The 17,362-nt window shown below is 34.0% G+C and carries 18 protein-coding genes; 13 read left to right on the top strand and 5 right to left on the bottom strand.

The window, feature by feature from the left end:
- The 4 genes from CIGNP103_RS01690 to thiF all read right to left on the bottom strand — a co-directional run.
- A partial coding sequence (locus CIGNP103_RS01690) for a flagellin B (RefSeq protein ID WP_086268472.1) occupies positions 1-1,477 on the bottom strand: 1,477 nt, incomplete at its 3' end.
- A 315-nt stretch (positions 1,478-1,792) separates the two neighbouring features.
- On the bottom strand, positions 1,793-2,965 hold the full coding sequence (thiH, locus tag CIGNP103_RS01685; RefSeq protein ID WP_086268471.1) for a 2-iminoacetate synthase ThiH: 1,173 nt from the start codon (positions 2,963-2,965) through the stop codon (positions 1,793-1,795).
- The gene (locus tag CIGNP103_RS01680) at positions 2,966-3,727 is read right to left on the bottom strand and encodes a thiazole synthase (protein WP_086232937.1); all 762 of its coding nucleotides are present in this window, start codon (positions 3,725-3,727) and stop codon (positions 2,966-2,968) included.
- Positions 3,720-4,523 carry a sulfur carrier protein ThiS adenylyltransferase ThiF gene (gene thiF / locus CIGNP103_RS01675; protein WP_086224661.1) on the bottom strand — a complete coding sequence of 268 codons (804 nt, stop codon included), beginning with the start codon at positions 4,521-4,523 and terminating at the stop codon, positions 3,720-3,722. Before thiF ends, CIGNP103_RS01680 begins: the two co-directional genes overlap by 8 nt.
- Positions 4,524-4,649: 126 nt before the next feature.
- Here thiF and CIGNP103_RS01670 point away from each other — a divergent pair, with 126 nt between their 5' ends.
- The 5 genes from CIGNP103_RS01670 to CIGNP103_RS01650 are packed head-to-tail and all read left to right on the top strand — an operon-like array spanning position 4,650 to position 9,921.
- Positions 4,650-6,023 carry a phosphomannomutase/phosphoglucomutase gene (locus CIGNP103_RS01670; RefSeq protein ID WP_086268470.1) on the top strand — a complete coding sequence of 458 codons (1,374 nt, stop codon included), beginning with the start codon at positions 4,650-4,652 and terminating at the stop codon, positions 6,021-6,023.
- The gene (gene queC / locus CIGNP103_RS01665; RefSeq protein ID WP_086241187.1) at positions 6,016-6,693 is read left to right on the top strand and encodes a 7-cyano-7-deazaguanine synthase QueC; all 678 of its coding nucleotides are present in this window, start codon (positions 6,016-6,018) and stop codon (positions 6,691-6,693) included. The genes CIGNP103_RS01670 and queC overlap by 8 nt, the downstream gene beginning before the upstream one ends.
- A 3-nt stretch (positions 6,694-6,696) precedes the next feature.
- Positions 6,697-7,986: a glutamate--tRNA ligase gene (gltX, locus tag CIGNP103_RS01660; protein WP_086268469.1), complete on the top strand. Its 1,290-nt coding sequence runs from the start codon at positions 6,697-6,699 to the stop codon at positions 7,984-7,986.
- Positions 7,983-8,282: a YggT family protein gene (locus tag CIGNP103_RS01655; protein WP_086268468.1), complete on the top strand. Its 300-nt coding sequence runs from the start codon at positions 7,983-7,985 to the stop codon at positions 8,280-8,282. Before gltX ends, CIGNP103_RS01655 begins: the two co-directional genes overlap by 4 nt.
- The gene (locus tag CIGNP103_RS01650; protein ID WP_086268467.1) at positions 8,260-9,921 is read left to right on the top strand and encodes a lytic transglycosylase domain-containing protein; all 1,662 of its coding nucleotides are present in this window, start codon (positions 8,260-8,262) and stop codon (positions 9,919-9,921) included. Before CIGNP103_RS01655 ends, CIGNP103_RS01650 begins: the two co-directional genes overlap by 23 nt.
- Positions 9,922-9,960: 39 nt before the next feature.
- On the opposite strand, the gene CIGNP103_RS01645 is transcribed toward CIGNP103_RS01650, so the two are convergent.
- A complete protein-coding gene (locus CIGNP103_RS01645; RefSeq protein ID WP_086235224.1) occupies positions 9,961-10,431 on the bottom strand; it encodes a hypothetical protein in 471 nt (156 codons plus the stop codon).
- A 185-nt stretch (positions 10,432-10,616) separates the two neighbouring features.
- Here CIGNP103_RS01645 and CIGNP103_RS01640 point away from each other — a divergent pair, with 185 nt between their 5' ends.
- From CIGNP103_RS01640 to CIGNP103_RS01605, 8 genes are read left to right on the top strand one after another with little or no spacing between them, the layout of a single operon-like run.
- On the top strand, positions 10,617-11,570 hold the full coding sequence (locus tag CIGNP103_RS01640) for an NAD(P)-binding domain-containing protein (protein ID WP_086224218.1): 954 nt from the start codon (positions 10,617-10,619) through the stop codon (positions 11,568-11,570).
- A gap of 2 nt (positions 11,571-11,572) precedes the next feature.
- A complete protein-coding gene (locus tag CIGNP103_RS01635) occupies positions 11,573-13,105 on the top strand; it encodes a hypothetical protein (protein ID WP_086268466.1) in 1,533 nt (510 codons plus the stop codon).
- Positions 13,092-13,790, top strand: a complete 699-nt coding sequence (locus CIGNP103_RS01630; protein WP_086268465.1) for a tRNA1(Val) (adenine(37)-N6)-methyltransferase — start codon at positions 13,092-13,094, stop codon at positions 13,788-13,790. The genes CIGNP103_RS01635 and CIGNP103_RS01630 overlap by 14 nt, the downstream gene beginning before the upstream one ends.
- A complete protein-coding gene (locus tag CIGNP103_RS01625) occupies positions 13,790-14,158 on the top strand; it encodes a YkgJ family cysteine cluster protein (protein ID WP_086227212.1) in 369 nt (122 codons plus the stop codon). The genes CIGNP103_RS01630 and CIGNP103_RS01625 overlap by 1 nt, the downstream gene beginning before the upstream one ends.
- A complete protein-coding gene (locus tag CIGNP103_RS01620) occupies positions 14,134-15,375 on the top strand; it encodes a tetratricopeptide repeat protein (RefSeq protein ID WP_086268464.1) in 1,242 nt (413 codons plus the stop codon). The genes CIGNP103_RS01625 and CIGNP103_RS01620 overlap by 25 nt, the downstream gene beginning before the upstream one ends.
- Entirely contained in the window at positions 15,372-16,145 is a 774-nt protein-coding gene (gene trpC, locus CIGNP103_RS01615; protein WP_086268463.1) for an indole-3-glycerol phosphate synthase TrpC, read from the top strand. The genes CIGNP103_RS01620 and trpC overlap by 4 nt, the downstream gene beginning before the upstream one ends.
- Positions 16,142-16,651: an HIT family protein gene (locus CIGNP103_RS01610; protein ID WP_086238879.1), complete on the top strand. Its 510-nt coding sequence runs from the start codon at positions 16,142-16,144 to the stop codon at positions 16,649-16,651. Before trpC ends, CIGNP103_RS01610 begins: the two co-directional genes overlap by 4 nt.
- Positions 16,626-17,354, top strand: a complete 729-nt coding sequence (locus CIGNP103_RS01605) for a YaaA family protein (RefSeq protein ID WP_086268462.1) — start codon at positions 16,626-16,628, stop codon at positions 17,352-17,354. Before CIGNP103_RS01610 ends, CIGNP103_RS01605 begins: the two co-directional genes overlap by 26 nt.
- Positions 17,355-17,362: the final 8 nt, after the last annotated feature.

The following is a 17,362-nucleotide window of genomic DNA, read 5'->3' as shown; positions in this document are numbered from 1 at the left end:
TTGCACTCTCACTAGCAAAGTCTACATCACGAATTTGGCTTTCAGCTGATTTTACATTTACTTGAGTAACTGTAATGTTATTTAGCGTAGCTATTAATTGGTTTTGTACTGAACCTAGGTCAGCTCTTAGCTTATCTAGAGTTTTTCTAGCTGATTCAGCTACATCAACCATAGCTTGAGCGCCTGCATATGTGTTAACTCCTCCAGCTTGAGCTGTTCCAGTAGAAAGTTCGCCGCCTCTAAAAAATCCCATTGCTTTAGCCATATCTGAAACAATTGTACCAGCATTCATATATTTTAAATTTACACTAGCTTGATTATATGCAGTTGAAGCAACGCTTACTGCTGTAATACTTCCACCGCCATTTGTAAATCCAGATATTTGAGATATTCCATTAATTCCAACTTTAATATCTCTAGCATCTTGGCGAATAAATGTCATAGTTCCTAAAAATAAAGCACCACCACCAGCACTTCCTGCAGACGCTCCAGCAGTATCACCACCCATAAAGCTTGCACCTGAAAATGCTCCGATTCTTATAGCTCTACCATCTTTAGCGGCTAGAACTAATTTTCCATTTTCAAGACTTGCTTCTACTCCGGTTTCATCTTTTTTAGCGTTGATTGCACCGATTAGGACATTGTCAGAATCATTAGTTTTTACAGTAATATTTCCAATAGTTACGCCATTTATCATTAGATTTTTAATACTACCAGCGCTAACCACATCGTTAAATATTTGAGTATTATTAACTTCAACTCTTACACCAGTTTTATCGCTTACACCATTCATCATTTCAGCTATTGCTTTATAGCCATCTTTTTGAATAATTGTTCCAGATAATGTTTGGAATGTATAGCCATTAGGATATCCATCAACGCCACTGATTTTTACAATAAAATCTTGAGCTGAAATATTAGAATAAACTGAATAAACTGCATTATTTGTAGTCTCAAACCTAGTATGCCCTATAGTATTTGAGTTTGTAGCACCTATGCTTACTTTAGCTGTTTCATTACTATAAGCACCAATTTGGAAGTTTTTGTTTGAAAAATTTCCATTTAGTAGCTGTTGGCCATTAAAGCTTGTAGTAGTAGCTATCATATCTAGTTCTTCAAGAAGTCTTGAGATATCATTTTGTAAAGCTCTTCTAGAATCAGCATTTTGACCATCTTGTGCTGCTTGGATAGCTTTAGTTTTAATAGTATCAAGTATTTTAATCTGTTCATCCATAGCTTTATCAGCAGTTTGGATGATACCTACAGCATCATTACCATTAGATATGGCTTGACCTAGGGAGTTAGCTTGAGAGCGAAGACTATCAGCAATAGCCATACCAGAAGCATCATCAGCTGCTGTTTGAATTCTAAGACCTGAGCTAAGGCGACCAAGAGAGCCAGTAAGTGCTCTATCATTTACTACAGAGTTAGCATGCGCATTTAAGGCTGCTACGTTTGTATTTATTCTAAAACCCATTATAAGTCCTTTTATAGAAATATTATTAAGTTATAAAAGCCCTAAGCAAATGGTGTTCCAAAGTTTTGGTAGAAGTTTATAATAAACGATATTTTATAAGTTGTAATAAATTTTAATAGATTATCAAAATTTAAATCAATCTTGATATTATTTAAAATATTACTAGCTCATAGGTTAGCTAGTAATGATTGGTTAAAAGTTTAAGCTAAAATATTTAGCCTTGTTTAAATATTTTTCTAAAAATTGCTTTAATTTTAGCTGTCATTGCGCTTAAAAGGGCATTGACTACCACCTAAAACTGGGTCGTTATTCATCTTATTCTCCTGTGTATATATAATCACTCATTACTGGTGTTAAACCAGCATTTTTGATAGCAATTTTCATTTGATTAACATCTCTATTATCACTTATTTCAAATTGTCCATCACCCTTGCTTTCATCATCTTTGCCACCGTGTTCGCCGATAGCTACGCTTACTCCGGCTGAGACTTTAGTGACGCCAAGAGCTATGGCATGATCTCTAAAATACGCACTCTCACGGCTACTAAGCGTTATATTGGCGTATGGTAAAAACAGCCTATAGGCAGCGATCACTTGTAATAAGGCTCGTTCGGTTACATCTCGTGGGTTTATCTTGTTATTATTGATAATCGGTCTTAGGCGTGGGACGGAGATGGAAATTTCTGCGTGAGGGTATTTGGCTTGGATTAAGGATGCGTGAAGAGCGGTTGCCATAGCATCTTTGCGCCAGTCATCGATCCCAAGAAGTGCCGCAAATGCCACGCCACGCATACCGCCTATTAATGCTCTTTCTTGAGCGTTAAATCTATATGGAAAGACTCTTTTGTTGCCGTATAGATGAATTTTGCCATATTTTATAGGGTTATAAGTCTCTTGAAAAACAGTTACAAAATCCACGCCATTATCATGTAAAATAGCGTATTCATCACTATTTAATGGATAAATTTCAACACCAACTATATCAAAATATTTTTTAGCTAATCTACAAGCGTTTGCGATATAACTTAGCGGTGTTTTGGTTTGGGATTCGCCTGTTAAGATGAGTATTTCTTTTAATCCGGTTTTGGCGATATTTTCTAGTTCTTTGATAATGTCATTTTCGTCTAATTGCGCTCTTTTGATATCATTACCCACTTTAAATCCGCAATAAACGCAGTTATTATCGCAGTGATTGGCTATGTATTGCGGGGTGAAAAGATAGATATTTTTACCGAAATATCGCTCTTTGGTGGCTTTGGATTTGGCCACTATCTCTTCAAGAAAATTAGCAGCTACTGGGCTTAAAAGAGCTTGGAGGTCTGTTAAATTTAGATTATCTTTATCTAAGGCTTTTTGGACATCAAAGGCACTGAATTTATCAAAATCCACATTTTGGCGTTCATTTAAAACCCTTAGCATTATATCGCTTTTGATCTGTTCTTGCGATGGTAGATAAGCCATTGGGTCTGTTTTTTGTATGAATTTCATCTATTGTCCTAAGAATCCAGTTAGTGGCGAGCTAGCTTGAGCGGTATTTATAACTCTACCAAATTTAGATAAATAGGCGTCTCTACCGGCTATAACGGCGTTTTTAAAGGCTCTTGCCATGCCTTTTATATCACCAGCTGTGGCAATAGCGGTATTTACCATCACAGCAGCGCAACCCATCTCCATAGCCTCACACGCTTGGCTAGGGCGACCAATACCGGCATCTACGATGATTGGTAGGTCTATTTCATCTATTAAAATTTGGATTATATCTTTATTGCTTAGACCTTTATTTGACCCAATTGGTGCGGCTAAGGGCATGATGGCTGCTGCGCCGGCGTTTGCCATATCTCTAGCAGCGACTAGGTCTGGCATCATATAAGCAAGTGGGATAAAGCCATCACTAGCTAAAAACTCAACGGCTTTTAATGTTTGATAGTTATCAGGTAGTAGGAATTTGCTATCTCTAATGACTTCTATTTTTATCATATCGCCACAGCCAAGCTCTCTGCCTAAACGGGCGATTCTAAGGGCTTCACTAGCATCTCTAGCACCACTTGTGTTTGGTAGTAGGGTGATATTTTGGGGGATAAATTTGGTTATGCTTATATCGCTATCTTTATTTACTCTGCGGATTGCTAGGGTGATGATTTGAGCGTTTGCTTCTTCTATACAAGCGGTGATTAGCTCGGGGTCAAATTTGCCACTTCCCATAATAAATCTAGAATCAAATAGCCTTCCGCCTAAATTTAGTTTATCCATTATCTTTTACTCGCTTTATTAAAATATCTAAAATTTGATTTGCTTGTTTCATAGCACAGATACCGACTCTTGGAGCCATAAGGCCATTTCCTATGCTTGCAGCACTTTTTAAATCTCCGCAGATATAGAGGTTTTTGGCCATTTGGATTGTTTTGATATCATCGCTTCTACCATATCCTGCCATGCCGCTTGCGGCGACTATAATTTTGTTTTTGAGATTGTTTATAAGCATAGCTTTGGCTTTAGGATTATCAAAGCATTCGGCGACTATATCGTAGTTTTGAAATACTAAATTTATATTGTTTTCATCTAGTTTTATGGTCTCTATCTCTACGCTTACAAATGGATTAATTTTGGCGATTATATCTGCTAGGGCTTGGGTTTTGTATTTGCCAAGGTCATCTATGAAGTATTGTTGGCGATTTAAATTTGATGGATCTACGGTATCGAAATCGACTAATTTTAAAGAGCTTACCCCAACTCTAGCTAAGGCTATAGCCACGCTACTACCAAGGCCACCAAGCCCAGCTATACCGACCTTAGCACTATCAAGAGCGATATTTACTTCAGGGCTATTTCTAGCTCTCATCATCTCTTTTAAGCACTCTTTTGGCGGAAGCTCACCTTTGTTTATAAAAACTACGCTATCACCATCGCTTAGCTCTAAATCATCATTAGTAGCAAAGCCTTTATATATGGTAATCACGCTATCATCAAAGCCAAGCTCAGCTCGCAACTGAGAAAGTGTGTTGGAATTTACATTTTTTGTGATTGAATTTACTATTATCTGTTTCATAGGTGTGATTATAGCCAAAAAAGACAAAATAGCTATTAAATGCCTATTAAAATTTATAAAATTTAAACTAATGATTATAAAAATTTGGCTAGAATTCTCGCCTTATTATTGATTTAAGGCTAAAATATGTTTGATTCTATATTTAGAGAGTATGATATAAGAGGAATTTACCAAAAAGATTTAAATGAGCAAAGTGTCAAAGCAATAGGAATATGCCTTGGCAATGTGATGAAAAGCCGTGGAGTAAAGAGTGTAAGCGTAGGATATGATGCTAGGGTTTCGGCTAGGGATTTATTTGGGTATTTAGTGAGTGGATTTAATGCGGCTGGGCTTGAGATTTATGATATTGGGATGTTGCCTACGCCGGTTGGGTATTTTAGTGTTTTTACGGATAAATTTGATGCTAATGTGATGATAACTGGTAGCCATAATCCAAAAGAGTATAATGGATTTAAGATTACGATTAAAAAAGATAGCTATTTTGGTGATGATTTACAAGCTTTAAAAGATGCCGTTAATAAATTTATAGCTAGTGGTGGAGTGGTTGAAGATAATTTTAGTGCTATTAAATTTGATATTTTAAGCTCATATGTGGATTTTTATGCTAAGGAATTTTCGCATCTCAAAGGGCTAAAGACAAAGATTATTTGCGATGCGGGAAATGGTGTAGCGGGTATAACTCTAATGCCTATAGCTAAGGCGCTTGGGCTAGAGTTTAATGTGCTATACCCAGAGCCTGATGGAGAGTTTCCAAATCACCATCCAGATCCTAGCGAAGAAAAGAATATAAAAGAGCTAAAAGAGGCTTTGAAAAATGGCTATGATATTGGGTTTGGATTTGATGGAGATGCTGATAGGATAGCGGTTTTAACGCCAAAACGCACGATAAAAGGGGATGATTTAGCCTATTTGTATGCTAAAAATATGAAAAATCCTAGGGTTTTAGGCGAGGTCAAATGTAGCCAAAATATGTATGATGAGATAGATAAAATCGGTAAAAGCTTCATGGGTAAAACCGGTCATAGCAATATCAAAAAAGCTATGAAAGAGCTAAATATCGATATGGCGGCTGAAGTGAGTGGGCATATATTTTTCAAAGAGAGATTTTTTGGTTTTGATGATGGGGTATATGCGATGATAAGGGTGCTTGAGCTAATAGCAAATGGATTTGATTTGGATGGGGAGTTAGATAAATTACCTAGGCTATATTCAACCGATGAGATGAAGATAAAAGCCGATGATGAGAGTAAATTTAAGATTATAGAGGCTTTAAAAATTGAGTTAAATAGGGCTGATAATGGGCTACCAAAGATAGTTGATATTATCGATATTGATGGAGTGAGAATTAAATTTGAAAATGGCTGGGGACTAGTAAGAGCGTCTAATACAACTCCTGTGATAGTCACTAGATTTGAAGCAAATTCAGAGCAAAATATGCTAGAAATTCAAAATGGCGTTATAGCTTTGGTAGATAAAATTATGGCTAATATCAATGCGTAGGGCTTTGTGTATTATAAGTGGCGGTATGGATAGCGCAGTAGCAGCTAGTATCGCTAAGAGTGAGGGCTATGAGATTGTGGGGTTACATTTTGATTACCATCAAAGAACAATGCTAAAAGAGCGTGAGTGCTTTGATAAAATTTGTGATGATTTAGGGGTTATTGATAGGATTGTGATTAATGCGGATTTTATAGCTAGTGTTGGTGGGAATTCTCTCACTGATAAAAGCATTGAAATTCCAAAAAACTCACTAAATGATAAGGAGCTACCAAATACCTATGTTGCCTTTAGAAATGGGATTTTTATCTCTATTGGTGCGAGTGTGGCTCAGGTGCGAAATTGCGAGGCTATATATATGGGGTTAGTAGAGGCTGATAGTAGTGGGTATCCAGATTGTCGGCTTGAGTTTTTAAAAGCGATGAATAGAGCGGTGAATTTAGGCACTGGATGTGAGTTTGTCTTTAAAGCACCTTTAATTGGGTTATCAAAATCGCAAATAGTCTCTAAGGCTTATGAGCTTGGTGTGAATCTAGCTAATACTTGGAGTTGCTATGAGAGCGGGGACGCTGCTTGTGGGGAGTGCGATAGCTGTCTATTAAGACTAAAAGGGTTTAGAGATAGTGGCAAAATCGACCCTATAGAGTATAAAAAAATTAAATTTAAGGATTAAGATATGTATCGTTTTGCGCCATCACCAACAGGTGATATGCATATTGGGAATTTGAGAGTTGCGATATTTAACTATATAGCCTCTCTTCAAGATAAGAGTGGCTTTATACTTCGTATAGAAGATACTGATAAAGAGAGAAATATAGAGGGCAAAGATAAAGAGATAATGGAGATTTTAAAGAAATTTGGGATTAAATGGGATACCCTTTATTATCAAAGCCAAAATCTTAAATTTCATCAAGAGTTTGGGGCTAAGCTTTTAATAGATAAGAAGGCTTTTTTGTGTTTTTGTGATGATGAGACACTAGAGAAAAAGAGAGAAGAAGCTGCTAGAAATGGCGTAGCATATAGATATGATGGGAGTTGTGAAAGCTTAAGCGATGAAGAGATTTTAAACAATCCACGCCCAGCGGCTTTGAGGCTAAAAGCACCTAAAACAACACAAAAATTCACAGACAAAATCAAAGGCGAGATAGTATTTGAGCCTGAAAATATAGATAGCTTTGTGCTATTAAGAGCTGATAAAACTCCTACATATAACTTCGCTTGTGCGATTGATGATATGCTTGAGGGTGTAACTATGATAATTAGGGGAGAAGATCATGTAAGCAATACTCCAAAGCAAAATTTGATTAGAGAAGCCCTAGGATATACTCAAGAGATAAGCTACGCTCACTTGCCTATAATCCTAAATATGGATGGTAAAAAGATGAGCAAAAGGGATAATAGCTCTTCTGTTAGCTATCTTTTGGATAAGGGTTATATGCCTGAGGCGATAGCAAATTATCTGATATTAATAGGCAATAAAACGCCGTGTGAAATCTTTACTATTCAAGAGGCTGCTAGTTGGTTTGATATAAGCAATATTTCACGCTCGCCAGCTAAATTTAGCGAAGAAAAGCTCGCTCAAATCAATAGAGAGCATATCAAACTTGCTAGTGATGATAGGCTAGTTGAGCTTGGATTTAGCTCGCCAGATTTAGCTAGATTCTATACTCAAGAAAGTAGCTTAATCCCTGAAATAATAGCCAAAATTGACGCTATTAACTCAGCCAAAATTATCCCCCCACAATGGCAAAAAGAGGCTGATGAGATAAGAAAAGTTATCTTAAATATGCAAATTCCACATAGCTTTGATGAGCTTAAAATTGTGATATCTGATGAGACAAATTTAAAAGGTAAATCGCTATTTATGCCACTTAGATTGCTTTTAACGGGTGCTGAGCATGGCCCAGAACTTAAAGATCTGTATCCGCTAATAAAATCAGATATTAAGGAGATTGTAGCCAAATGACGATTTTATCCCATTTTATAATATCAGTGGTTGATATTTTAGAAATAGTAATAAGAGCTTATACATTTATAATCATAGCTGCAGCGCTTATAAGTTGGGTTAGGCCTGATCCGTTTAATCCTATTGTCCAGTTGCTCTATCGCCTTAGCGCTCCAGCGTATAATCTCATAAGAAAGCTTAGAATTCCAACAGTTTTTGGTGGCATTGATATAGCGCCTATTATAATACTTCTTGCTTTGGAGTTTATAAGTAGATTTGTATTAGGATATATCCGTGCGTTGGCTTATCAAATTTAGTCTATTTTTAACTTTTTTGGTTATACCGCTTTGGGCTAGTGTGCCAAGCTATGAGAATTTAAAAACAGCACCAAAAGGACTAGTCAAGGATTATTATATATATAGATTTGCTAATGAAAAAAAAGCTAGCAAGGCTCAACTAAAGAAATTACAAGGGCAGATTTTTCGCTATCAAGGTAGCATTAAAGCGCTTTTTGATAAAAAAATTGGCCCTATAAAAGAGAAAGTAGCTGATTGTTCTAAATATAATTTTAACAATATTCATACTGCTAATTGGACATGTCAAAATATGGTTATAAGCGCTAAATTTATAAACTCTTTAATGCCTAGCCAAAGGGCAGATTTAGTAACACGCTTAAAAACTAGTGGTTCTAAATTTGTAAATTATATTCAAGGATTTAATACAGCAGACCCACTAGCTTATTATATAGCAGTTGGTGATCCGGTTGGATATTTTAGACACTATGCAGCTGCTAAAAATAAAGAAGAGTTTTTAAATACCTACATTCCAAGTGTAAAATTAATCACAAATAGCCTAAATCATTGGCAATTTAAATCAATTGTTCAAGACTCCGTAATTAATAAAAAAAATGCCAAATTTCGTAGTAGTTTATTAGGAGTTAGTGCTGAGCTACTCAATAGCGATATGGCATTTATATTTGGGTTAAATGCGATTTTATTGCATAATGAGAGTAGGGCAGTGGAGTTTTTTAAAGTAGCTGCTACAAAATCCAAATTTGCTAGCAATAAAGATAATGCTAATTTTTGGATATATCTAATTACTAAAGATGAGAATATTTTAGAACAGATTGCTAAAAGTGCTGATATAAATATTTATAACCTATATGCTAGAGAATTTATTAGTGGTGAAAAGATTAAAATAGCAGTACCAAGGCCAGCTACAAAAGAGTTATTAAAATATGATTATACTGACCCATTTACATGGCAACGCACAAGAGAGAAAGTAGCTAAAATGCCAAGCTCTGAGCTAATCTCATATGCATCAAGGTTTTATACTCAAAGCACTCTTGGAGAGTATAGCTATATAATGGAAAAAGCGCATAATCATAAAATTCACTTCTATCCGATGCCATTTATGGAATACATTGGTACAAAAGATATCAGGCGGCAAGCACTGATTTTAGCTCTTGCTAGACAAGAAAGTAGGTTTGTCCCTAGTGCGATATCCACTTCATACGCTCTTGGGATGATGCAATTTATGCCGTTTTTGGCTAAAGATATAGCTGCTAAACTTGAAATGAATAAATTTGATATTGATGATATGTTTAAGCCAGAAATTGCTTATAAATTTGCAAATTTCCACTTAGATTATTTAGAAAATTATCTATATAATCCGCTATTTATTGCATACGCTTATAATGGTGGAATCGGCTTTACTAAGCGTATGCTACTGCGTGGGGATCTATTTAATCGTAAAAGCGAGTATAGCAGATATGAGCCATTTTTGTCTATGGATTTGGTGCCATATGCTGAGAGTAGAATATATGGCAAAAAGGTTTTGGCTAATTATATAATATATCTTGCTGCTCTTGGTAAAAGTACTAAAATATCGCACTTTTTTGACAATGTTTTAATCCCTGAGTTAAGCGATGGATTTAGGCCAAAGGTAAGCTTTTAGGCTTGCCTTTGTTTGGTTTTTAGTTTTAAATTTGTAAATTTATCTAGTATGCCAGTAGAGTGAGCGGGCGACTTTTTGGAAATTTAGCGTAGCTGTAGTGTTGTTATCTAGAGTGATATTTACGCTTAGGATATTTGATTTTTGAGTTGGAATAGTGGCTTTATAATAATTACTCCAAGGTATGGTCATCGAAATTAAAGTAGAGAGTTTATCATCTTTTTCTAGTTTAGTTAGTGTAGCATCAATTGAATTTATAGTTACAGATTTTGGAGTTAAATTTTGTGGATAGATTGATACTATAAAGGTATCAAAATCTTGCATATCAGTAGTAAATTCTCCTTGATATATTGGATTTAGGTAGGTAGCAACTAGTAATATTTCAGCAGAGTTGTGTTTTTGCGTATAGGCTAATAATTCGTTTTTAAGATTAGCATCTGAGTGAAGTGAGCTTTTCCCCCAGCAACCAGCCAACATTAATGAAATGATAAGAAAGGTGAGGTTTTTTAACATTTTTTTCCTTTTTTGCTAAATTATACCATTTATATGTTTAATCTTTAAATTGTATTGTATTTATTTAATTAAAATATATTTTGAATTTATCTAATAATTTACTTTTAAAAATCAATAGTAATTTAAGTTGAATTTAGATATATTTAATATTTTATGTTTTAAAAATATAATAAATGGAGAAAAATATGGAAAATTTATATGATGTGGTAGTCATTGGTGGCGGTCCTTTTGGTATTGCTTCAGTAGTTGAGGCTAAAAAAGCAGGATTTAAAAATGTTCTTCTTTTAGAAAAAGGCGATAATCACTCTCAAACAATTCGCAAATTCTACAAAGATGGTAAGCGTGTAGATAAGGTTTATAAAGGTTTAGAGAGCGAGACAAGAGGCTGCGTAGAGTTCTTTGATGGAACAAAAGAAAGCACATTAAATTATTTTGATAAGCTACTTGATGATGGCGATATTGAAGCAGTTTTTAATGCTGAGGTTGAAAGTGTAAAAAAAGATGGCGATCTGCTAATTGTAACTACAGCAAAAGGCGTATTTAAAGCTAAAAATGTAATGGTTGGTATAGGTAGAATGGGTAAACCAAATAAGCCAGAATATAAAATTCCACCTTCATTAATCCAAGTTGTAAATTATAATTTAAATAATTGTAATTGCGGTGAAAAAATCATTGTAGTAGGTGGCGGAAACTCAGCAGCTGAATATGCAGTGGATCTAAGCGGTTGCAATGATGTAACGCTAAATTATAGAAGATCTACATTTACTAGATTAAATGATATAAATCTAGCTGCTGTAGAAGATAGCGCAAGAGATGGCAAGCTAACTTTAAAATTAGGTGTAGATATTACAGGTATAGAAAATGATAATGGTAAAGTATCAGTAAGCTATAGCGATGGAAGTGTAGTTATATATGATAGAATTATATATGCAATTGGCGGTTCAACTCCGGTTGATTTTTTACAAAAATGTGGCATAGAGCTTGATAGCGATACTAAGCCAATCGTAGATGAAAATTTACAAACTAATGTAAAAGGCCTATATGTAGGTGGTGATATCGCTAGTAAAAATGGAGCTAGCATTGTATCAGCACTAAATGATGCACATAAAATTATTAATTATATAATAAATAAGGCGTAATAGTGAGTAAAATTTGGTATTTTCTAGTTGGCGCATTGCTAGTTGGCTGCGGAGATGATAAGCAAGTTAGCTTTGATGATTTAAGCCCTAGCGAACAAAATAGATATGTCTTAAAATCCGAATATGAGGCACTTGGGGATTATTTTTCGTGGCTTGAGGTGCGTGGTAATAATATCCAAAGTGATGTCCTAGAGATACCAAATGAGCCAAATTTGCTCAAACATAACCTAGAGATTGCAATTCGTGATAATAGAGTTTTATTAAGTGATAATGTTCAGTTGATTCGGCAAAATTTAGAGCTAGCAAAAGAGGTTGAAAGCCAAAAAATAGCTCTAATAAATGCTGATAAAAATGCTCAAAATAACTATAATGAAGCCTTGCAATCTACGCAAGCTCAGCACCAAGAAAATATCAACGAATTAACAAAAAGAATAAATGAATTACAGGCTCAAAGTATAGAGAGTATCAAAAAATATGAAGAGAAAATTGTAAATTTAGAAAGCAATGTTGATGAGTTAAACTCTAAACTTCAAAAGTCTAAAATCGTAGCTGATGAGATGGTAAAAAATAGCGCTATGAAAGAGAAGCTAGAAAATCAAAATCTTCAAAATAGTAATCAAAAATTAAGTGATGAAATAGCAGCGCTTAAGGCGCAAAATTTAAAAGCCAATAGTGAGGCTAATAGTAATTTAAGTGCAAAAGAAAAGGAGATAAATACGCTAAAAAAAGAGATAATTAGCAAAAATGAGGAGATAAATCAACTTATGCATTCTCAAACTCTAGCACTTATTGATCTTCAAAACCAAAATGCCAAAAATGTAAGCGAACTCCAAGCGCAAATCGATAGGCAAAGGAGTGAATATTTTAATGAATTAAATAGTAAAAACTCAGAGATAAAAAAGCTAAATTTAACTATAAAAAATATAAATGATAATAAAGAAAAAGAGCTAAAAGAGCTCAAAAAAGATCTACAAAATAGCTATAAAACGACTCAAACTGCAAGCGATAAAAAGATAAAAGAGCAGTATGAAAAGAGTCTAAAAGATCAAAATATGACAATTGCTAGCTTAAATGCAAAACTAGTAAATCAAGAGATTAATTATAAAAAAGAGTTAAAAAATAAAGAAAAAGAGTATAAAGATTCAATAATTGATTTAAGAAAAAAGATTGAATTTAACATAAGAGACGCCAATAAAAGCGCACAAAAAATAGATGAACTAGAGAAAAAAACAGCCAGTAAGGATAAAGAGATAGAACGCTTAAAATCGCAAATTTTAAGCCTAAAAAGCGATATGAATAACACTAAAAAGCTGGCAAATTATGAGCTATTAAACTCAAAAATTACAGATTTAGAGATTAAAAATAGTGAGTTAAACTCACAAATTGCAACTATTATAAAAAAAGCTAAAGATACTATTGAAATGAATAAAAAAGAGCATAGTAAAGAGATAGAAAATCAAAAAAAATATTATGAAGAGTTAATAAAAAATATCAAAACCCAAGAGATAAATAGAGATAATAATGAGTCAGCTTGAGCTTTATCAGCTTGAAAATGGATATCGCTATAATAGCGATACTCTATTTTTATATGATTTTATCAGCGCTAGCAAGCTTAGGGGTGATATTTTAGATGTTGGATGCGGATGTGGGATTTTAGGGCTTTTGGTTGCTCGTGATAGCAGTGTAATCTTAAAAGGTATAGATATAAACCCTATAAATGTACAAATTAGCCAGTATAATGCTAGTGTAAATGGTATTACTGCAGAGTTTATCACAGGAGATTTTAGCGAGTTTAAAAGTGAGATTAAATTTGATTTTATCATCTCTAATCCGCCATTTTATCACTTTGGAGTAACAAAAAGCCAAAATAAACATATAGCAAACTCAAGATATAATGACTCTTTAAGTCTTGAGCAATTTTTAGCTGGGGCTAATAGAAATCTAAAACCAAAAGGTGTGCTATATTTTTGCTATGATGCAAAGCAAATTGGATGGATTTTAGCATTATTGGTTAAATTTAAACTAAATTTAACAAAGCTTAGATTTGTCCATTCTAAAAGAGGTCAAAACGCTAAACTAGCACTATTTGAGGCTAAAAAAAGCAGTAAATCTCTATGTGAGATTTTGCCACCTTTGGTGGTTTTTGATGGGGATGAATTTAGCATAGAGACAAAAGAGATTTTTAAAAAAGCAAATACTATAAGTAAGGTTTATAAGTGATAAGGCAAGATGGGTTTAATTATGAGTTTGACTCTAGTAAGTGCGATGAGTGCGGTGGTAAATGCTGTACTGGCGAGAGTGGATATATATGGATTAGTGAAGATGAGATTAGAAGTTTGGGTGAGTATTTAGGCTATAAGCCAGAGCTTATTAAGGAGATATTTTTAGAAAAATTTGATAATAAGTATAGTATTAAAGAAAAACCATATCAAAATGGCTGGGCGTGTATATTTTTTGATGAGAAAAATAAAAATTGCTCTATATATGAGTATAGACCTAAGCAGTGTAGAACCTTCCCATTTTGGGAGCATTTTAAAAAAAATTATAAAGAGTTGGAGATGGAATGTATTGGCGTAAGGCAGTTATAGCTTTAGCTTTTTTCTTATGTGGTTGTGGAGTAGGTCAGCCACATTTTAGTACCATTTATGATGTAGAAGATAATAGCGATTTAGAGATTATCAACGCCTACTTGATGGTAGAAGATGGCGAGGTCGCTAAGGCTAGTGATTTATTCTATCAATTATATCAAAAGAGTCAAAATGAGGTCTTTTTAAAAGAGTCTGCTAAACTAGCTTTAAGTGCAAAATCAAATTCGTTATATAAATTAATGGATGAGCTAAAGGGCGATGACGCTCAAACGCTAAGGCTAAAAATCGGTTATGCTTTGTCAATTTATGAATTCAAAGAGGCTAAGCAGCTTGCTAAAAAGTTAATCAAAAAAGATAAAAGTAGCCAAAATTATATTTTATTAGCTAATATCTATGCTTTTGAAGATGATAAAAAGCGTGCTATGGAGCTATATAAAAAAGCCTATGAGATAGACCAAAGCGAAGATAATATGATACGTATAGTTAGCATTTTTAACGATTTTTTAGGCGATAATGTTGGGGCTACTAAGATTGCAAATGAGTGGATAAATCAAAATGGTTGCGGTCAAAGAACTTGCTATGTCTTGCTAGATTTATACTCAAATTTAGCCGATTTTGATAATATGGTAAAAATTTATGAAAAGTTATATTTAGAGAATGAAGCTAGTCAGTATCTTGTTAATGCGCTTGAGATTTTGCTATATAAAGAGGATTTTAAAGAGGCCAAAAGAGTGCTTAAAAAGTATGAATTTAACGATGATTTGCTTTCGCAAATTTATGCTCAGCTAGGAGAATATAAAGAGGCCTATGCCTTAGCAGAGCAACTCTATGAGTTAACTGATAACAAAGATTATAAAGCCAAAATGGCGATATATAAGTATGAATTTAGCAAAACTAAAAATATAGAACAGATTATAAAGCTTTTTGAAGAGTCTGTTTATGAACTAGATAATTCAGTATATTATAATTATTATGGATATATATTAATCGATCATGATATTAACATCTATAAAGGTCTTGAATTAGTATTAAAGGCTTATGAGCTAAATCCTAAGTCGCCATATATAATAGACTCAATAGCTTGGGGATATTATAAGCTTAAAAAGTGTGATATGGCTATTGAGTGGATCGAAAAAATCGGCGCAGAGTATTTAGAGCAGGATGAATTCAAATCTCATTATAATAAGATTACAAAGTGTATAAAAGGCAAAAAATGATATTAAATCAGATTATAGATAGAACCAAATTTGATCTTGAGAAGCAAAAACAGAAGCTACCATTTAATATATTACAAAAAGCCCTAAGCTACTCACGCAGCCCACTTGATCCACTTAAAAGCCTTAAAGATGGGATAAATATCATAGCTGAAGTTAAAAAGGCAAGTCCTAGCAAGGGAGTTATAAGGGATGATTTTGATCCACTGCAAATAGCTTTGGAGTATGAAAGAGCCGGAGCGTGGGCGATAAGCGTTTTATGTGAGCCACACTATTTTTTAGGTAGTATTGAGTATTTGGGATTGGTGCGTAGATTTGTGAATTTGCCTTTGCTTAGAAAGGATTTTATCATAGATAGATATCAGATTGCTCAAGCTAGAATTTATGGTGCGGATATGATTTTGCTAATTGCGAAGGCTTTGGATACAAAGAGCTTAATAGAGTTATCAAATTACGCTAATGAGTTAAATTTAACCGTATTAATGGAAATTCACGATGAAGAAGATTTAGAAAAAGCTTTACAAACTAATGCTAAACTTATAGGGATAAATCATAGAAATTTAAAAACCTTTGATATGGATATGGAGCTTAGCTTAAAGCTAAAAGAGCTTATACCATCAGATAGAGTGGTGGTAGCTGAGAGTGGATTATACTCATATAATCAGATTTTGAACTTAAATCAAAATGGCATTAGGGGATTTTTGATAGGTGAGCATTTTATGCGTCAAGATGATATATACCAAGCGGTAATGGATATAAGGGGTGTTAAATGATAGATGAGTTTGCGCCGTGGAGAGCGGAGTATTTTTCTAGGCCAAAGGATTGTGAATGTGTCTTTTGTAAGATTGCTAATGAGAATAGAGATAGTGAGAATTTTATGCTATTTAGGGCTAAAAATTGCTTTGGTTTGATGAATAGATATCCATATACCTTGGGCGAATTTATGGTAATTCCATATGAGCATATAGATAATATTGAGAGCTTAGATACTCAAATTTGGTTAGAGATGAGTCAAATAGTCCAAATCGGTGTAGATGTGTTAAAGAGAGTTTTAAATGCTAATGGAGTCAATATCGGTATGAATTTAGGCGCAGCAGCTGGTGCTGGGATAGCTGAGCATATACACTATCATCTTGTCCCAAGATGGCAAAGAGATACAAATTTCATTACAACCATAGGATATACTAGAGTTCATGGAGTTCCGTTTATGGAGCAATTTAAGAGCTTAAAAGATGAATTTAAAAGGCTAAGTTGTGAAAATACTATTTTCGCCAAGTGAGAGCAAAAAGCCGACGCCAAATCCGCTTAAATCGGCTTTGATGGCTATAAATTGTGATAGAGATGAAATTTTAAATAGATATTATGAAATTTTAAATAGCAAAGATGAGAGAGCTTTAAGCGAGATTTTTGGGGTTAAAGAGTCTAAAGAGATTGATAAAATAGCGAATTTATCAGCCCAAAATCTCTATCACAAGGCTGTGCTTTTATATGATGGCGTGGCGTATGATGCTTTGGATTATCCGAGTTTAGATGAAAAATCAGCTAGATATATTGATGAGAATTTATTGATATTTTCTAATCTTTATGGGGTGTTAAGGGCTGGGGATTATGTTAGATTTTATAAGCTTAAACAAGGTCAAATGATAGGCGATATAGATAGTGTAAAGTATTATAAAACTAGGCTTAATACCGCTTTAGATGAGTTATTGGGTGGTGATGAGATATTAGATCTTAGGGCTGGATATTATGATAAGTTTTACTCTATTAAATCCACATATACAACTATGAAATTCCTAAAAAATGGTAGAGCTATCAGCCACTTTGCTAAGCATTATCGGGGGATTATTTTGCGCTGTTTGGCGTTAAATGGGGCTAAGAGTTTTGATGAGTTGATGGAGATTAAATTTCCAAATTTAAGTCTATTAAATATTATAAAGACAAAATTAAAAATTGAGTTAATTTTTGAAATTAATGGTGATTAAGATTAAGT

The sequence above is a fragment of the Campylobacter sp. P0103 genome (assembly GCF_002139545.1).
GTDB lineage: Bacteria > Campylobacterota > Campylobacteria > Campylobacterales > Campylobacteraceae > Campylobacter > Campylobacter devanensis.
Note: the sequence above shows the minus strand (reverse complement) of the source record. Positions and strands in the feature narration are given on the sequence as shown.